General features: G+C 52.2%; 11 protein-coding genes. 10 read left to right on the top strand and 1 reads right to left on the bottom strand.

Annotated features, from left to right (window positions below; all coding sequences use genetic code 11):
- Positions 1 to 89: 89 nt before the first annotated feature.
- On the bottom strand, positions 90 to 557 hold the full coding sequence (locus tag KJS65_RS22735; protein ID WP_244864732.1) for a DUF2621 family protein: 468 nt from the start codon (positions 555 to 557) through the stop codon (positions 90 to 92).
- A 121-nt stretch (positions 558 to 678) separates the two neighbouring features.
- Here KJS65_RS22735 and KJS65_RS22730 point away from each other — a divergent pair, with 121 nt between their 5' ends.
- The 10 genes from KJS65_RS22730 (at position 679) to KJS65_RS22685 (ending at position 15,941) form a co-directional block, all read left to right on the top strand.
- Positions 679 to 1,800, top strand: coding sequence for a deoxyribonuclease IV (locus KJS65_RS22730; protein ID WP_213652132.1), 1,122 nt, complete (start codon positions 679 to 681; stop codon positions 1,798 to 1,800).
- A 44-nt stretch (positions 1,801 to 1,844) separates the two neighbouring features.
- A complete protein-coding gene (purU, locus tag KJS65_RS22725) occupies positions 1,845 to 2,747 on the top strand; it encodes a formyltetrahydrofolate deformylase (protein ID WP_213652131.1) in 903 nt (300 codons plus the stop codon).
- 303 nt (positions 2,748 to 3,050) lie between these two features.
- Positions 3,051 to 5,465: a DUF7408 domain-containing protein gene (locus KJS65_RS22720; protein WP_213652130.1), complete on the top strand. Its 2,415-nt coding sequence runs from the start codon at positions 3,051 to 3,053 to the stop codon at positions 5,463 to 5,465.
- The gene (locus KJS65_RS22715; RefSeq protein WP_213652129.1) at positions 5,462 to 6,391 is read left to right on the top strand and encodes an ABC transporter ATP-binding protein; all 930 of its coding nucleotides are present in this window, start codon (positions 5,462 to 5,464) and stop codon (positions 6,389 to 6,391) included. The genes KJS65_RS22720 and KJS65_RS22715 overlap by 4 nt, the downstream gene beginning before the upstream one ends.
- Entirely contained in the window at positions 6,388 to 7,326 is a 939-nt protein-coding gene (locus KJS65_RS22710; RefSeq protein WP_213652128.1) for an ABC transporter permease, read from the top strand. Before KJS65_RS22715 ends, KJS65_RS22710 begins: the two co-directional genes overlap by 4 nt.
- 60 nt (positions 7,327 to 7,386) lie before the next feature.
- The gene (locus KJS65_RS22705) at positions 7,387 to 9,048 is read left to right on the top strand and encodes a phage tail tape measure protein (RefSeq protein ID WP_213652126.1); all 1,662 of its coding nucleotides are present in this window, start codon (positions 7,387 to 7,389) and stop codon (positions 9,046 to 9,048) included.
- 61 nt (positions 9,049 to 9,109) lie between these two features.
- Positions 9,110 to 10,099, top strand: a complete 990-nt coding sequence (locus tag KJS65_RS22700) for an AAA family ATPase (protein ID WP_213652125.1) — start codon at positions 9,110 to 9,112, stop codon at positions 10,097 to 10,099.
- Entirely contained in the window at positions 10,096 to 11,028 is a 933-nt protein-coding gene (locus KJS65_RS22695) for a DUF58 domain-containing protein (protein WP_306432988.1), read from the top strand. The genes KJS65_RS22700 and KJS65_RS22695 overlap by 4 nt, the downstream gene beginning before the upstream one ends.
- A gap of 34 nt (positions 11,029 to 11,062) precedes the next feature.
- A complete protein-coding gene (locus KJS65_RS22690) occupies positions 11,063 to 13,030 on the top strand; it encodes a vWA domain-containing protein (protein ID WP_213652124.1) in 1,968 nt (655 codons plus the stop codon).
- Positions 13,014 to 15,941 (top strand): VWA domain-containing protein, encoded by a 2,928-nt coding sequence (locus KJS65_RS22685; protein ID WP_213652123.1) that lies wholly within the window; start codon positions 13,014 to 13,016, stop codon positions 15,939 to 15,941. Before KJS65_RS22690 ends, KJS65_RS22685 begins: the two co-directional genes overlap by 17 nt.
- Positions 15,942 to 16,131 lie beyond the last annotated feature (190 nt).

The raw sequence follows: 16,131 nt of genomic DNA, 5'->3' as shown, positions 1-16,131 counted from the left end.
CCCCCTGGCATGGAATCAGACTGACGAAATGGTTCATTTCTTCAATTTGACGCTCCTGCCCGGGGGCTTTTCGTTTGCAGACAAAGGGTCTACTTTTGCATCAGATGCTCATATGGCTTGTAGTCAATCTGGTTTTTGTTAAGGAAAGCGACCAGGAACTTGTTATCCCGTTTCGGCGTGGCGGATATATAACCTTTGATGCAGTGATCTCGGGTTACCTCCTTTGCCTGTTCTTCCAAGGCGATTCTGCCGATTTCAGCCGCAATGGAGTGTTTGGCGATATCGCGGAACGGTCCGGGAACGGGCTTGACCAGTTTGTCCAGAAATTCCTTGGATTCATCCGTCCACAGGTAGCGGCTGGTTTCAACCCAGTGATTTTGCCAGTCCAGTTTGGACTTACCGTCATTTTTGGGAAGTACCTTCAGAAATTTACGGATCATAAAATATCCGCCGATGCACATGGAGATCAGCATGATAACCGCCCATACTATCATCGAATCCATAAAGATATTGGATGGCATGGAGGATAGCAGCCTCGTGCCCAATGAACTATGCATGTGGTTCACCTCTAAGATTATCTTCAATTCATTAAACCTTTTTCTGAATTATAACGCATTTCTAGATTTATTTCAGTATTCACGCTAAAATAAGGGTTAATTCTAATGAGGGGGATGGATTATGCTAAAAATCGGTTCTCATGTGTCCTTTTCGGACAAGGGCCTTTTGAGTGCAACAAACGAAGCCAACAGCTATGGATCGAGCTCCTTTATGATATATACCGGTGCTCCGCAGAATACGCGCCGCAAACCGATTGAATCGATGTTTCTGGAAGAAGGCAAGGAATTAATGAAGGAAAGCGGCTTCGAGGAAATTGTCGTGCATGCGCCTTACATTATTAACCTCGGATCGTATAAGTCCAATACATTTGAGCTTGCGGTCAGCTTTCTTCAGGAGGAGATCCGCCGTACGCATGCTATTGGCGTGAAGAATATCGTTCTTCATCCGGGAGCTTATACCGACAAGGATCCGGAATACGGACTTGGGCGGATTGCCGATGGTCTGAACGAGGTGCTGAATGGTACCAATGAAACTGAGGTTCATATTGCGCTGGAAACTATGGCCGGCAAAGGAACAGAAATGGGCCGCTCGTTTGAGGAAATTGCCACGATCATCGAGAAGGTGAAGCACAATGAACGCCTGACGATCTGTATGGATACATGCCATATTCACGATGCTGGTTACGACATTGTAAGTGATCTCGACGGCGTTCTTGAAGAGTTTGACCGTATTATCGGTCTTGATCGCATTGGTGTCGTTCATATCAATGACAGCAAAAATCCGCGGGGAGCAGGAAAAGACCGTCATACCCCGCTTGGGACAGGCTGGATTGGTTTTGATACGATCAACAATGTCGTACATCACGAAAAGCTTGCCGGCAGACCGTTCATTCTGGAAACGCCTTGGATCGGCAAGGATGCCAAAACGCAGAGTCCGATGTACGAGATTGAAATTGCACTTCTGCGCGGCAATGTATCAGAACGCTTTGGTGCAGAGTTTATTAATCAGGTGGACGATCTGCATCGTTTTTATGCAAAGCAGGACATCGATCCCCGCCAGTTCGTACTGGATGTGTGGACACTGCTCAAAAACGATGCCAAAGCGAAGAAGGCTGATTCTCGGGAACCGCTGGAACGCTTGTATGACATGATTACGGAAGCCAAATTGTTCCCTGATCTGAGCGAGAAACAAATCAATGAGCGGCTGATCGCCTGTCTGGCAGGCAAAGAAGCCCTGAAATAGGCATTCATATTAGAGAGATCGTATTAGGGAGGAGCAGGAGTCTCATGGAACTACATGTCAAAAAGAACGCTACATCTGCGTCACAAGCACATCAAAATCGCGCGCGTATGCTCATTTCTTGCCCGGATGGACCTGGAATCGTCGCCGCCGTATCGCATTTTCTGCATCAGCATGGAGCGAACATCGTTCAATCCGATCAATATACGATGGATCCGGAGGGCGGCATGTTCTTCATGCGTGTTGAGTTCGATCTGGCTGATCTGGAGGAGCGATTGCCTGATCTGGAAGAAAAGTTTGCGCCTGTGGCAGCAACATTCAGTATGCAATGGGAAATCTACAATGTCAGCCGCAAGAAAAGACTGGCGATCTTCGTCTCGAAGGAGGATCACTGTCTGGTTGAATTGCTGTGGCAATGGCAGGCGGGAGATCTTGACGCAGAAATTGCGATGGTTGTCAGCAATCATCCGGATATGAAGGAGTATGTAGAATCCTTTGGCATTCCTTATCATCATATTCCGGTAACGGCAGATACGAAGCAAGAAGCCGAGCAGCGCCAGCTTGAAGTTGTAGGCAGCGATATTGATGTGATTATTTTGGCAAGGTACATGCAGATTATCTCTCCGACCTTTATTGAGCATTACCGGAATCGGATTATCAATATTCACCATTCATTCCTCCCGGCTTTTGTCGGCGGGAAGCCTTATGCCCAAGCTTATGAGCGGGGCGTGAAAATTATTGGAGCCACTGCCCACTACGTCACGGAAGTGCTGGATGGCGGTCCGATCATTGAGCAGGACGTACAGCGGGTCAGCCACCGCGATGATGTCAGCGAATTGAAGCGGATCGGGCGCACCATTGAGCGTGTCGTACTGGCCAGAGCTGTCAAATGGCATATTGAGGACCGAATTCTGGTTCATGAAAATAAAACGGTCGTATTTAACGGTTAATCCGGCGTTCTTCGTCCGGAAAACCAGTTAAGATCCCTTTTTACAAGTCAAATGAATGTTTTACCGCAAAAGCCTGCTTCGAGAGAAGCGGGCTTTTTTTATCAGCATGCCCAGGTTTTATGCGAGCCCATGACATCTGATTTAGCTGCGAAAAAGGCCCAATATAAGCAAGTTTTTCTGTTGTAAAGTACTTTCAACAAAATTTTCTTTAGAAAATTTTTAGAATATTGAAGTGAAACTTAAGAAACGAAGCGTCTTTAATATCGTAAGATCAAATCAAGCATTGATTAGAGAGGGGTATACATGTTGTCTTTGATAAAACGTGATATGAAGTGGACTAGGCTTCCTTTGTGGGCCATGGCGTTACTCTTGCTGCTTCAGCTTGGACTTGGCACCGGGATTGCGCATGCCGATGACAAGCCTTCCATTATTGTGAAAAGTGAAGCCGGCTACAGCGGGATGATTAAAAATGGGACTTGGAATCCACTGAAGCTAACACTTACAAGCAATCAGGACCTGTCGGGAGATATTGTCTTCCAGGTGCTGCAGAACCAATTCGGAAACAGTCCTTCTTCTTATGTACAGCATGTCGAGCTGCCGAAGGATACGCCCAAGGAGGTTGTCCTGGCTATTCCAGGGCAGCAGTATAACAAAAACAATAATACAGTGAGATTTTATGAAGGATCTGTCGAGAAGGGGAAGCTCATCAGCTTTTCTAACGGCACTGACAGCTATATCAACGGTGCTACTATTAATTCCACGAATGTCGGTGTGCTGTCCGATGATCCGGATGCGATGAACTTTCTCGCGGTCCTGCAAAGCGGCAATTCAAAAATAATCGTCATGCATATGAAGCAGAAGGATATTTCTGAAGATCCGATGCTGATGGATGGACTGGATGTGCTTGTGTTCGACCGCTTCGCGTCCGACACGCTCACTCCGGCACAGGTCACATCCATTGAGCAATGGGTCAAAACCGGAGGTCAGCTGATACTTGGAGGCGGAGCGGCTTACCCGAAAACAGCAGCCCCTTTTGCTGAAATATCACCGGTCAAGTATAAAGGGACATTCAGCGTGACGTCGCTGCCCGAGCTGGAAAAGCTGGGAGCATTCAAGCAGGGAAGCGCCAAAGGCGGGGCTTCAAAGCTGAATTTGGGAGGAGAGCTTACGTTATCCGATGCTGAATTGGTAAAGGATGCGAAGCTGATGTACACCACCGGAGGCAAGCCGCTGTTTGCGAGTCGGCAGGTGGAGACTGGCAAGGTGCTTTACGCTGCTTATGATATCACTCAGGAACCGATTGCCTCGTGGGCGGGCCATCCGTCTGTATGGTCTGCGCTGCTCGGCACTGAACTTCAAACAAGCAACCTGAACGCCATGCGCGGGAATTACAATCCACTAATGAATCTGAGCTATATCCTGAACTTCTTTCCATCGCTTAAAATGCCTTCGTTTCAGGTTCTGGCCTGGTTGATCGTTATTTATGCGGTTGTCGTTGCGCCGCTGCTTTACCTGCTATTAAAAAGAGTGGACAAGCGCGAATGGGCATGGTGGATGATCCCTTTAATCGCAGTAATCGCAAGCGGTACGGTGTATTTCATTGGTGCTTCTGATAAAACAAAGGAGCTTGCCCATACTCTCAACGTGGTGGAGCTGGACGGCCGCGGACAGGGAAAAGTCAAAAGCGCGACAGCCTTCTTTTCGCCGGGAAGCGGAGACTATCATCTGGAACTGCCTGCCAACTCCTATGTGACGATCCAGCGGGACGGAGGTTCATTCTCTGGATCAGCTGACAGTCTGAGTCTGGTAGAGGTTGGTTCCAAAGAGACAGGAGTTGAGCTGTTGGACATGCCTCAGTGGTCCCTGGCCAAGCTCTGGGTGGAACGGCGTTCCCAAAATGAAGGCCTGGGCCAATTAGAGGTCAGTCTCTTTATTAATGATAAGGGTGACATTGACGGGAAAGTCGTGAACACGACATCCAAAAGTCTGACTCATGCCGGACTCGTTGTCGGCGGGAAACTTTATCCGCTGGGAGATTTGGAGCAAGGGAAATCCATTTCTCTTGCATCGGTCAAAAACGCACAAGCCGTCCGGAACGGCATGCTGAGCTTTGCCATGTTCCAGAACAATTCGGGTGGACAGGATCCTTACAACCGGGAGAGAGGCATGCTGGACAACTATCTTCAGGGTTCCGCATGGTCAGCTCAAGATGCTTACATCGTGGCATTCAGCAAGGATAAGCTGTTTAACTATCGTAATGATGGACGCGATATTGATAGTGATCAATTGAACCTATGGCTTCAGCCGGTGGCTGTTAGCTGGACACAAAATGGGAAGGTGAAGATACCTCTGGGCTTTATCACACCGATTGTCAATCAAGTGGCTTCTCCGAACTGGTATGAGCAGCCAAACGGAATCAGCCATATCGAGCAGGGATATATCACATTTGACTATGACGTACCGGATATGAAAAAAATGACGGGTGGCATGGTGAAGCTTCAAGCTAAAAATCCTGGCAAACAAACGGAATATTATATTTTTAATTATAAAAAGCAGGACTGGGAGCTCATCAAATGGGATGCATCCAAGCAGTGGAGCGCGGCAAATCCAAATGATCAATATGCTTCGCAGGGACGTATCCGCATCAAGCTGACAGCCAAGGAAGCGACGGAGCTGATGCTGCCCGAGCTAGCGGTAGAGGGGGCAGTGAAGCCATGATAGACATTCAGCATTTAAGTAAACGTTACGGCAATTTCGATGCATTAAAAGATATAAATCTCTATATTCCCGAAGGGACTGTATTTGGATTCGTTGGACCCAATGGTGCCGGCAAATCGACGACCATGTCGATATTGGCGACCTTGATGCTGCCGACGTCGGGCATTGCCAAAGTAGACGGCTTTGACGTAACCCAGCATCCGAAAGAAGTGCGTAAAAGAATCGGATATATGCCGGATTTCTTCGGTGTGTATGATCAGCTGAAAACGACGGAATATCTGCATTTTTACGGCGCCAGCTACAATATCCCGCGCGGCGAACGTGAGAAGCTGATTCCGCAGCTGCTGGAGCTTGTGAATCTGAGCGACAAAAGTGATGTCTATGTAGATGGCCTCTCCCGGGGAATGAAGCAGCGGCTCTGTCTGGCACGATGCTTGATTCATGATCCGAAGGTGCTTATTTTGGATGAGCCGGCTTCCGGCCTTGATCCAAGGGCAAGAATTGAAATGCGCGAAATATTAAAAGAGCTGAAGCAAATGGGCAAGACGATCATTATTTCCTCGCATATTTTGCCGGAGCTGGCGGAAATGGTGGATGAGATCGGTGTCATCGAGCATGGGCAGATGGTGGCACAGGGCAGGGTTGCGGACATTCAGGCCCGGCTGCGCGTCAAAAAAGTGCTTCATATTCGCGTGATGGAACGGGAAGAGGAGCTTGCTGCACGCTTGCAGGATGAGGCCATGGTGTCAGCCGTGCTCTCCGATAATACAGGCATCCATGTGCATTTTGGCGGCGGAGACCTGGAGCAGGTGCAGCTTCTGCAGAAGATCATCTCGTGGGGATATGCTGTTATTTCCTTTCATGAGGCACAAACCAATCTGGAGGATGTATTCCTCGAAATCACCAAAGGAGGGCCTGCCGTATGAACTGGAGCCGCAAATGGATAAATCCGGTGCTGGACAAAGAATTCCGACTGCGAATGCGGACACCGCGATCGTCGATTTCCCTGCTGGCCTATATTCTGGTACTCGGCCTGATTGCGCTGGGATTCATATATATCACGCTTTATTTGGGCAACCAGGGAAACCAATCCTTCAATTCAGGCGCAGGCCGTATGATGTTCTATGTGCTCAGCTTCGCGCAGCTGGTGCTGATTGCGTTTATGGCACCCGCATTGACGGCGGGAGTCATCAGCGGTGAACGGGAAAAGCAGACGCTGAGCATGCTGCTGACGACCCAGCAAAGCTCATCGACCATCATATTGAGCAAGCTATTTTCTTCCTTAAGCTTCATGACCCTCATTATTGTAGCGACCATGCCGATCTACAGCATCGTTTTCTTGTACGGAGGTATTTCGCTGAAGCAGATGATCTTTATCTTTTTGTTCTATTTATTTGTCATGCTGCTTCTAGGGTCACTTGGAGTGCTGTTCTCAACGCTCTTTAAACGGACCATGGTTGCCGTCATTGTGACGTATGGCGTCGCGTTATGCATCTTTCTTCTGACAGGCCTCTTGTATTTATTCATCATGAGCATTGTTCAGCGGAGCTATTACTCCACGCCAAGCACAGCGACAACGTACTCTTTTGTCGGTTATATTCTGGGCCTTAACCCGGCGGGGGCACTGATCAGTCTGTTTGAACCCAGCTTTTCAAAGCAGGCCTTTATGCTCCGGAACGGTAACTTGAACTCGAATGCGCCGATTCAGCTGTGGCAGGAGTTTGTGCTGGTATACAGCGTGGTGATCATCGCTTCTTTATGGATCAGTATCCGCCGAATTCGTCCGGTGGCAAGACGTAAATCCAAAGTTCAGGACAACCAGGCTTCAGCTTTGGAAACGAGTGCAAGCGATCATTCATAAAATGTATTTGCTAAGTAGATGATGCATCTAAAAAATTGAACGAACAAAGGAGGACAGCTTATGGACGCCATTCGGAGTGCGGTTTTCAAAGCGAAGTCACGACTCCAGCAGTTCCGGCTCATCCGCTATTCTTTATACGGAATTGCCGCCGGACTTGGTGCAGCCATCCTTCTGCTGCTCGTGGCCCGGTTGTGGCCGATTCCATTCTACCGTTATCTGGCACTGGCAGCTGTATTGGCCGGCTTTATTACGGGGGCTGCCTGGGGCTTGTTATACCGCGTGAAGGAAAGAGAGGCAGCGCAGGCCATGGATGCGGCCACCGGTGGAGCCGAGCGGAGCGATATGATGGTGACGGCTCTCTCTTTTGCTGAGCAGGAAACTCCCGCAGCCCACTGGCAGCGTAAGCAGGCGGAGGCGTATGGAAGCAGCTTCACGGCTCATCTCAAAAGCAGACTTCCATACCCGAGCTATAAAAAAGTAGCGATTGCTTGCTGCATTTTTCTTGCAGTTGGGGCCGGGCTCTCCATCTTGCCAAGTCCCATGGATACAAAGCTTGCTGAGGCAGCCCGCCAAAAGGGATGGGTGCAGGACCAGAAACAGAAGACGGAGCAGCTGGTACAGCAACTTCGGACACAAGAGCTTGATCCAGCCGTAAAAAAACCACTCGAGGATTCTCTCAAAGCGCTGCAAAAAAATCTGGATGGGAAGAAGGATCCGGAAAAAGCGCTGGCTGAGCTGGAGAAAACAATGAAAGAGATGGAAAAAACAGCTGCGAAGCAAGAAGCGGCCGTTCAGAAATTATCTGAGCTGGGCAAGAAAATGCAGGACACTCCGAATATGTCATCCTTAGGCAAGAGTCTTGCTCAGGGAAAGTCGGAAGATCTCAAAAAATCAATGGAGAATTTCAAGCAGCAGGTGAAGCAGCTTTCCCCGGAGCAAAAGAAGCAACTCAAGGAGGCGCTGAGCAAGCTGGCGGATGAGGCTGCTAAAAACCCGGAGACCCAGGCGCTGAAGGATGCTTTGAAAAAGACTGAAAAGGCACTGGCTGAAGGGGCAAAGGATAAAGAAGTAGATGAAGCTCTCAGCGATCTTGAAGCAGCAATGTCCAAAGCGTTAGCGGCTCGCGCAGCCGCTTCGAGCCAGTCGGCGGCCGCCTCCAGCATGAGTTCCAAGCTGGCCTCTCAGGGACTTGGTTTGGCTTCGCAAATGACCGCATCAGGCATGCAGGTATCGGACGCCTGGAGCAGCGGCGGCAGCGCCGAAGAGCTTGCCATGGCCGAAGAGTCCGGCGAAGCGGATCCGGAAGATAGTGATTCCGCTTCACCTGGAAGCAGCGGAACACAAGGTAAGGGTGTGGGTAACGGCAGCGGTTCAGGCAATGGCAGCGGCTCGGGCAACGGAAGTGGTTCTGGAAGCGGCCAGGGAGCCGGTCAAGGGCCGGGTGCCGGTATGGGGGCAGGAGGACGCAATCTCGTCATGACACCGCGCAAGTTTGAAGGCAGTGGTAATAAGCAAAATGACAAGGGACCACTGAAGGGCCAGGGCGGCACCATCCAGAAAGGCGGAGTTTCTCCTGCCGTCGATGGGGCGAGCCGACCGTACGAGGAAGTGTACAAAGAATACGAGGCCGAGGCCAAGAAGTCGCTGGGGCGGCAGGAGCTGCCGCAGCAGATGCAGGGCTTGGTCGAGAGCTATTTTACCGGAATTAACCCGAATCCGTGAGATGTAAGAGATCGCGGTAACGAATATATCCATATTTAAGGGAACCAGGAGGAGCGTAAAGATGCAGGAAACCCAAATCCAGCCTGAGGCCTGGAAAGAAACGATATCGCGCGTGCGCAATCAGATCGGTGAGATCATTGTTGGCCAGCAGGAGGTTGTGGAGCAGATGCTTTGGTGCATTTTTGCCGGAGGACATGCGCTGCTGGAAGGCATTCCGGGACTGGGGAAAACGATGCTGGTCCGCACGATTGCAGACACCCTTGACCTGTCCTTTTCACGCGTTCAATTTACGCCTGACCTGATGCCAAGCGACATTACCGGGACACAGATTCTATCTTTCGGAAGACAAGGTGAGACCGCGATGACGTTCCAAAGGGGACCGCTATTCAGCAGCATTGTACTGGCGGATGAAATCAACCGTGCCACACCGAAGACCCAGAGCGCGCTGCTGGAAGCTATGCAGGAGAAGACCGTGACCGTCGGGAATGAGACGCACCGTCTACCGAATCCATTTTTCGTACTGGCGACTCAAAATCCGCTTGAAAACGAAGGGACCTATCCGCTGCCAGAGGCGCAGCTTGACCGGTTTCTCCTTAAAATACTCGTGCCTTATCCAAAAGCGGAGGAGCTCAAAGAAATCGTAAAGAGAACGACTTCAAATCACCAGCCTACGATCGTGAAGCAGGCGGGATCGGAAGAGCTGCTGGAAATCCAGCATGGGGCAAGAGAAGTGCTGGTCGCTGACGAGGTGCTCGACTATGCGGCGAGACTGCTGATGATGTCACATCCCGAAGAAGAGTCTGCACCGGAGGGCGTGAAGAAATATGTGCGCTTCGGTTCCGGACCGCGCGGAATTCAGTCCATTATTTCTACCGGCAAGGTGCGTGCGGTATGCCAGGGAAGAATGCATCTTGCCCAGAGTGATATTAACGCTGTAGCCATACCTGCACTTCGTCACCGGATATTCCTGAACTTTGAAGGACAGGCCATGGGTATTACGACTGATCAGGTCGTAGGCGAGATGCTTCAGGCCCTCGGAGGGCGATCATGACCAGCGCCCATCTGCTGCCACCGGACTGGATGGTGCGCCTGGAAAGGCTCGCGCTCGGTTCAGGCAGACGGGTTGCTGGCACACTTCAGGGCAAGCGGCGTTCAAGCAGGCTCGGCTCTTCGCTAGAATTCGCTGATTATCGTTCATATGCACCCGGGGACGATATCCGCCGCTTTGATTGGGGCGTATATTCCCGCACGGGAAAGCCGTTTGTAAGGCAGTTTATGGATGAGCAGGAGTTAATGGTCAGCCTGTATGTGGACTGCTCCGCTTCAATGGACTTCGGCGGTTCGTTATCTGATGGGAAGCCAGGCCGCGAGGCGGCCGTGAATAAGCTGCTTTTTGCCAAGAGGCTTGCTGCCAGCATCGGTTATATTGCGCTCTGCTCGTATGAACGGGTCGGAGCCTATTGTTACAGCGATCGGCTGGATGGCCGTTTGCCTGTACTGCGGGGCAGGGGTTCTACCATGAGGCTATTTCAATTTTTGCATGATGCTCCTCCCGGAGGAGAAGGCAGTCTATCATCAGCGCTGGGAGAGCCCGGTGCCATGCCGCGCCTTCCCGGAATGACCTGGATCTTTTCCGATTTCTGGCTTGGAGAAGGCGAGTCCGCGATGGGCAGCATTCTTTCCCGTTTGGCGGGAGCCCGCCAGGAGGTTGTCCTCGTGCAGGTGCTGTCACCGGAGGAGATCAACCCGGATCTTAGCGGAGATTTACGGCTTGTGGATAGCGAGCTGAACACCGGCAAGGAAGTCGCCATCACTGGACGTGTGCTTCAGAGTTACCGTGATGAGCTGGAACACTATCAGAATGAATTACGGAAAATAGCTTCCGAACGAGGTATTTCATTCGTCACGCTGTCAAGCGATATGACGCTGCAGGAAGCTGTCTTCGGCGTGTTAGCGGGAGCCGGTCTGGTAAGGGTCTAATCGATTCGAGAACGTAAGGAAAGGGGGGATCCAAGTGGGAATCGGTTCATGGCTCGGGCTTTGGTTCGGTCTTAGCATACCGGCGATTCTGGCCATGTATCTGCTTAAACGCAAATTTCTCGACACCAAAGTGCCCAGCCACCTGCTATGGCAGAGAGTCCTGAAGAATCTGGAGGCAAACCGGCCTTGGCAAAAGCTGCAGAACAGGCTCCTGCTTTGGCTGCAGCTGCTTGCCGCTGCACTCCTCGTGTTTGCTCTAATGAAGCCGTATCTATGGTCTTCAGGGGGCGGAAAAGAGCATGTTGTGCTGGTGGCGGATACATCCGGAAGTATGAGTGCAGTAAGCATGCCATCCGGTCAGCCTTCTCAGGAGCGTCTGGAGCAGTTGAAGCAGGAGATGAAGGATTATATTAAGCAGGAGGCCAAGAATAGCGATGTCACCCTCCTCAGCATGAATGCGGAGCCGAATGTAGTCATTTCCCGGGAAAAAGATCATGGACGCGCCAACGAGGCTATCGATTCACTGCAGGCCTATTTTGGCAAAGCCTCCTATAATGAAACGCTATCACTCGCCTCGGCGCTGACCCGGGATGAATCCGATGCGGAGGTTGTTGTCTTTACCGATGGACAGTGGAAGGGAGATCCTTCATCGATTCTCTTTCAAGCGCCGGTAAAGGTCGTAACCTTGGACTCAGAAGCAGGCTTCAACCTGGGTCTGCAGCAGTTTGGCGTGAAAGATGAATCAAGCGGGAAAACAGCTGTAGCAGTCGTGAAAAACAGCAGCAAGGCCGCGAAGCAGGCGGAGTTTAATCTGTACGGGGATGGCAAGCTGATCAAAACATCCTCTGCAGAGATCAAGCCGGGTGCATCGCTTACGCTGACCTTCCGGGACTTACCCGCCGCGGAGGTATACCGGGCTGAGCTGGAGGGAAGCGACGATTATCAAGCGGACAATGAGGCCTACGCCTTTTCGCAGCATAATGAGACGCCGCGGATTCTGCTGATGACCCAAGGCAATCTGTTTCTGGAGAAGGGGCTTCAGCTGACGGGGGCTGAGGTCGTTAAAATGGCTTTGCCTCAGGAAGGTATAGACGCCAACCCAGGCGACGCCAGCGGGACAGCTGTTCCTGAAAAACAGCCTGATCTAATCGTCATTGACGGAGCAGCTCCAGCTTTTACTGCCCAGGGTGAGTGGAAGAAGCTGCTGGACCGTACACCGGTATGGACGCTCGGAGGCGGCGGAAACAAAGTCAATGTGAACGGAGGGCAGCCGAGGCTTGCCAATCATCCGGTAAACCGCTATGTAAGCTATAACGGTGTTTATATCGGCAGTGTACTGGATCGCAAGCTGCCGGACTGGGCGACGCCGATCGTCAGCATTGAGAACCACCCGGCTATCATTGCGGGGACTGAAAAAGGGGAGCAGCGTTTGTCCTTTTTGTTCAATCTGCAGGAAACAGACTTTCCGTTATCGTCGGAGTTTCCGATTGTGGTCCATGAAGCCGTATCATGGCTGACAGAGAGCGGCGGTAAAAGCCTGGGTCGTCTGACAGCGGGAACGCGTGTGGAAATTCCGATCGCTGCGGATACCGTGTCAGCACATTGGGTCGCCAAAGATGGGATGGCCAGAGAAATGAAGGTGCAGAATCTGGAGGCGGAAACCGGAGAAAAAGGGATCAATGCCTTGCAGCAGGTGCCTCCTGTTCCTGGGCTGTATGCTTTTGAACAGAGAAACAGCGCTGGGAAGAAGCTTGAGTATCTCGCTGAATCCGCTGCTGATCCGTATGAGGCGCAGTGGGGCGAGGCCAACGCCAAGCTTGCTGCTATAGGCCAGATTGCAAAAGATGGGAAAGAAACGCCTGCAACTACGGTTTCAGACTCAGTTCCAGCCAAAAGCCATAGCGATGAGCGGCAAGTATCGCTCATCACGCTGCTTGCTTCGTTAGCATTATTGATTATTTTAGTGGAATGGGGGGTGTATCAGCGTGGGCGTTCAATTTAATCACCCTTGGCTGCTGCTCCTGCTCATTCCGCTGGCGGCGGTTATGTTTTATGCGTATCGTTCCGACTTTCGTTTATCCGGCGCGCGGAAAAAAGCGGCCGTGATACTCAGGTCTGCTGTGCTATTGCTATTGATTTTGGCCATTTCGGGTTTGCAGTCCTATACCGTGCTTCAGCAGAAAAAAGTTGTCTACCTGGTGGACAGATCTGCAAGTATGCCGGAGTCAGGGCAGGCTGAGGCATGGATGATGAAATCAGCCGTTTCTAAAAAAGAGGATGATACCATCGGAGTCGTCTCCTCTTCGCTGCAAGCTGCCTACGAACAGAAGCTGCTGCCCCGGTTGCCGGAAAGCTTAAAACTGAATGCGGCGCAGAACCCTGACTTTACGAACCTGGAATCGGGACTCATGCTGGCGGGCAATCTTCTGGATGGACGCTCTGATTCCCGGATCGTACTGATCAGTGATGGCAAGGAAAACGTAGGGAGCATGCTTGCGGCAGGACGGATGCTGAAGGATCAGGGTATCGCCGTGGATGTCCTGCAGTCGCCTTCACGGCAGGTGAAGGATGTGTCGGTAGAAGAAGTGAGCGTGCCTCAGAAGCTCTATCAGGCAGAATCCTTTTCCATTGAAGTGCTTGTACAAAGTACTTACAAAGGCCGTGGAGAGCTAAGGCTTTATGAAGACAGCCGTGAAATCGGCAGAGAAACCGTCGATATTGCCGCAGGAGAAAATCGTTACGCTGTCAAAGCTTTGGCTAAAACGACAGGACTGCATCGTTACCGGGCAGAAATCTTCATGGAGGGTGATCAGCAGTCGGCCAACAATGCCGGATATGCCTTTACACGAGTTGACGGTCCACCGAAAGTGCTGATTGTTGAAGGCAAGAAGGGGACCTCTGCGAATATCACATCGGCATTGTCGTCAGGACTGGTGCAGTATGAGGTCATGCCAAATCCGGCGCTGCTGCCGAATGAAATGGCTAAATATGCAGCGTATGATTCGATTGTTTTTAACAACGTATCCGCCGACCAGGTCGGTGAGCGTAAGATGGAAATGATTGAACAGGCTGTAAAGAGCTACGGCATCGGCTTTATGATGGCTGGCGGCGAGGATAGCTACGGCATGGGCGGGTATTTTAAAACGCCGATCGAACGCGTTTTGCCGGTATCCATGGAGCTGGAGGGCAAGCGTCAAATCCCGTCGCTCGGGCTGATTCTGGTCATTGACCGATCGGGCAGTATGTCCGGAGACAAAATGGAGATGGCCAAGGAAGCCGCCATACGTACCGTACAAATGCTGCGTTCCAGGGATACCGTCGGTGTTCTGGCTTTTGATTCAAGCAATTGGTGGGTCGTGCCGCCGATGAAGCTGGATAATAAAAAGGAAGAAGTCATTGATCAGATTCAATCCATCCAAAGCGAAGGCGGAACGGACATCTATCCTGCGGCAGCCTCGGCTGTCGAGGAGATGCTGAAGGTTCAGGCCCAGCGCAAGCATATCATCCTGATGACGGACGGCCAGTCGGCCGGCAACGACGCATACGGATCGCTGCTTGCGCAAATGGTGGATGAAAAAATCACCATGTCTACGGTAGCCGTAGGTTCAGATTCTGATGTGAATCTACTGCAGAGTCTTGCCGATGGTGCCAAGGGCCGGTTCTACATGGCGGAGGATGAAACGACGATTCCGGCCATATTCAGCCGGGAAGCCGCGATGATTTCGAAATCCTATATTGTGGATAAGCCGTTTGTTCCTGCATTGCAGGACGCGGGAGACTGGGGAAAGCTGTTTGAAAACGGGGTACCGCAAATCTACGGTTATGTAGCGACCACGGCAAAACCGGCCGCACAGACGGTGCTATCCAGTCCGGAGCCTGATCCGCTGCTGGTCCGCTGGCAATATGGATCAGGAAGGACGGTTGCCTGGACGAGTGATCTGATGGGCAAATGGTCGAAGGACTGGGTATCGTGGCAGGCCTTCTCGAATGTGCTGACACAGATGGTGAAATGGACTTTCCCGCAGTTTACGGCTTCGCCATATGAAGTGAAAACACAAGTGGAAGGCAACAAGGTCCGGTTCGAAGTGAATGCCGCCGGAGGCAACGGACCGGAGCAGCTGCAGGCTGTGATCACCGGCGACCAGCTGCAGCCGAGCACGGTGGATCTGGTTCAGGAATCCCCGGGAAGCTACAGTGGGGAAATTACGGTGGAACAACCGGGCTCCTTTCTGATGTCGCTTCAGGATAGCAATGGGAAAAGCGTAGCCATGCCAAGCGGCTTGATTGTCCCATATTCGCCCGAATACCGGATTGAGTCGGGCGACGCGAAGCAGGAGCTGGGGCGGCTTGCCGAAATGACCGGCGGACGCGTGCTTTCCTGGGACAAGCCGGAGCAGCTATTCGCTGCGGCTCCGCGCCCAAGCCGGCAGCTGCATGATCTCAGCTATGCGCTGCTTATCGCGGCCCTGATTCTCTGGGTCGCGGATATTGCGGTGCGCCGCCTGGCCCTCCCATGGGGCCTGATCGGCGCCCGCCTGGCCGCCCTGCTCCGCAGGCGGCCACAACATCCGGCCGGCGGGACGGAGCCCGCAGACGCCGGCCTCGGCAGGCTCGCCGCGCGCAAGCAGCGCGCCGCGGCCTTCTACGGCGGCGGCTCCGCAGCGCCGCCGCAAGCAACGGCGCAGCCGCAGGCACGCGCCGTTGCGCCGGAGGAAGCCGGAGCGAAGCGTCCGGCTTCCGGGGCGTCCCGCCCGGCGGCGGCTGGCGCCGAGGGGCCGCGCGGGACGCAGGCAGCCCGGCAGCCGGTGGCTGCGCCGGGCAAAAAGGCGGCGGCAGAGCCCAAGCCACCGCAGGAGGAGCGGTCCGCTTCGATGGACCGCCTGCTGGCTGCCCGCAAGCGCAACACGCGCTAACCGGGCCGGATCGGCAAGAATACAGAACAAGAGACCCGCGATGAATCCAATGCGGGTCTCTTGTTGCGTGCCGATTTGTTGATAAATGCTACCCATCAAGCCGAGGTACGCATGTTTAGCTAAATTCTCTTTGACGTAAAGTGTCAGCGGCCGTGCCAAAACTATACATTGCAATTTTTATTTCGGCTGC

Source organism: Paenibacillus sp. J23TS9, assembly GCF_018403225.1.
Lineage (GTDB): Bacteria > Bacillota > Bacilli > Paenibacillales > Paenibacillaceae > Paenibacillus_AQ.
This window is presented reverse-complemented; position numbering and strand designations above follow the sequence as displayed.

What these genes read in the sequence shown, in the direction of transcription:
- KJS65_RS22710 (WP_213652128.1), top strand. Translation starts at nt 6,388, where the DNA reads ATGAACTGGAGCCGCAAATGGATAAATCCGGTGCTGGACAAAGAATTC.
- KJS65_RS22735 (WP_244864732.1), bottom strand. Translation starts at nt 557, where the DNA reads ATGCATAGTTCATTGGGCACGAGGCTGCTATCCTCCATGCCATCCAAT.
- KJS65_RS22715 (WP_213652129.1), top strand. Translation starts at nt 5,462, where the DNA reads ATGATAGACATTCAGCATTTAAGTAAACGTTACGGCAATTTCGATGCA.
- KJS65_RS22730 (WP_213652132.1), top strand. Translation starts at nt 679, where the DNA reads ATGCTAAAAATCGGTTCTCATGTGTCCTTTTCGGACAAGGGCCTTTTG.
- KJS65_RS22705 (WP_213652126.1), top strand. Translation starts at nt 7,387, where the DNA reads ATGGACGCCATTCGGAGTGCGGTTTTCAAAGCGAAGTCACGACTCCAG.
- KJS65_RS22695 (WP_306432988.1), top strand. Translation starts at nt 10,096, where the DNA reads ATGACCAGCGCCCATCTGCTGCCACCGGACTGGATGGTGCGCCTGGAA.
- KJS65_RS22700 (WP_213652125.1), top strand. Translation starts at nt 9,110, where the DNA reads ATGCAGGAAACCCAAATCCAGCCTGAGGCCTGGAAAGAAACGATATCG.
- purU (WP_213652131.1), top strand. Translation starts at nt 1,845, where the DNA reads ATGGAACTACATGTCAAAAAGAACGCTACATCTGCGTCACAAGCACAT.
- KJS65_RS22720 (WP_213652130.1), top strand. Translation starts at nt 3,051, where the DNA reads ATGTTGTCTTTGATAAAACGTGATATGAAGTGGACTAGGCTTCCTTTG.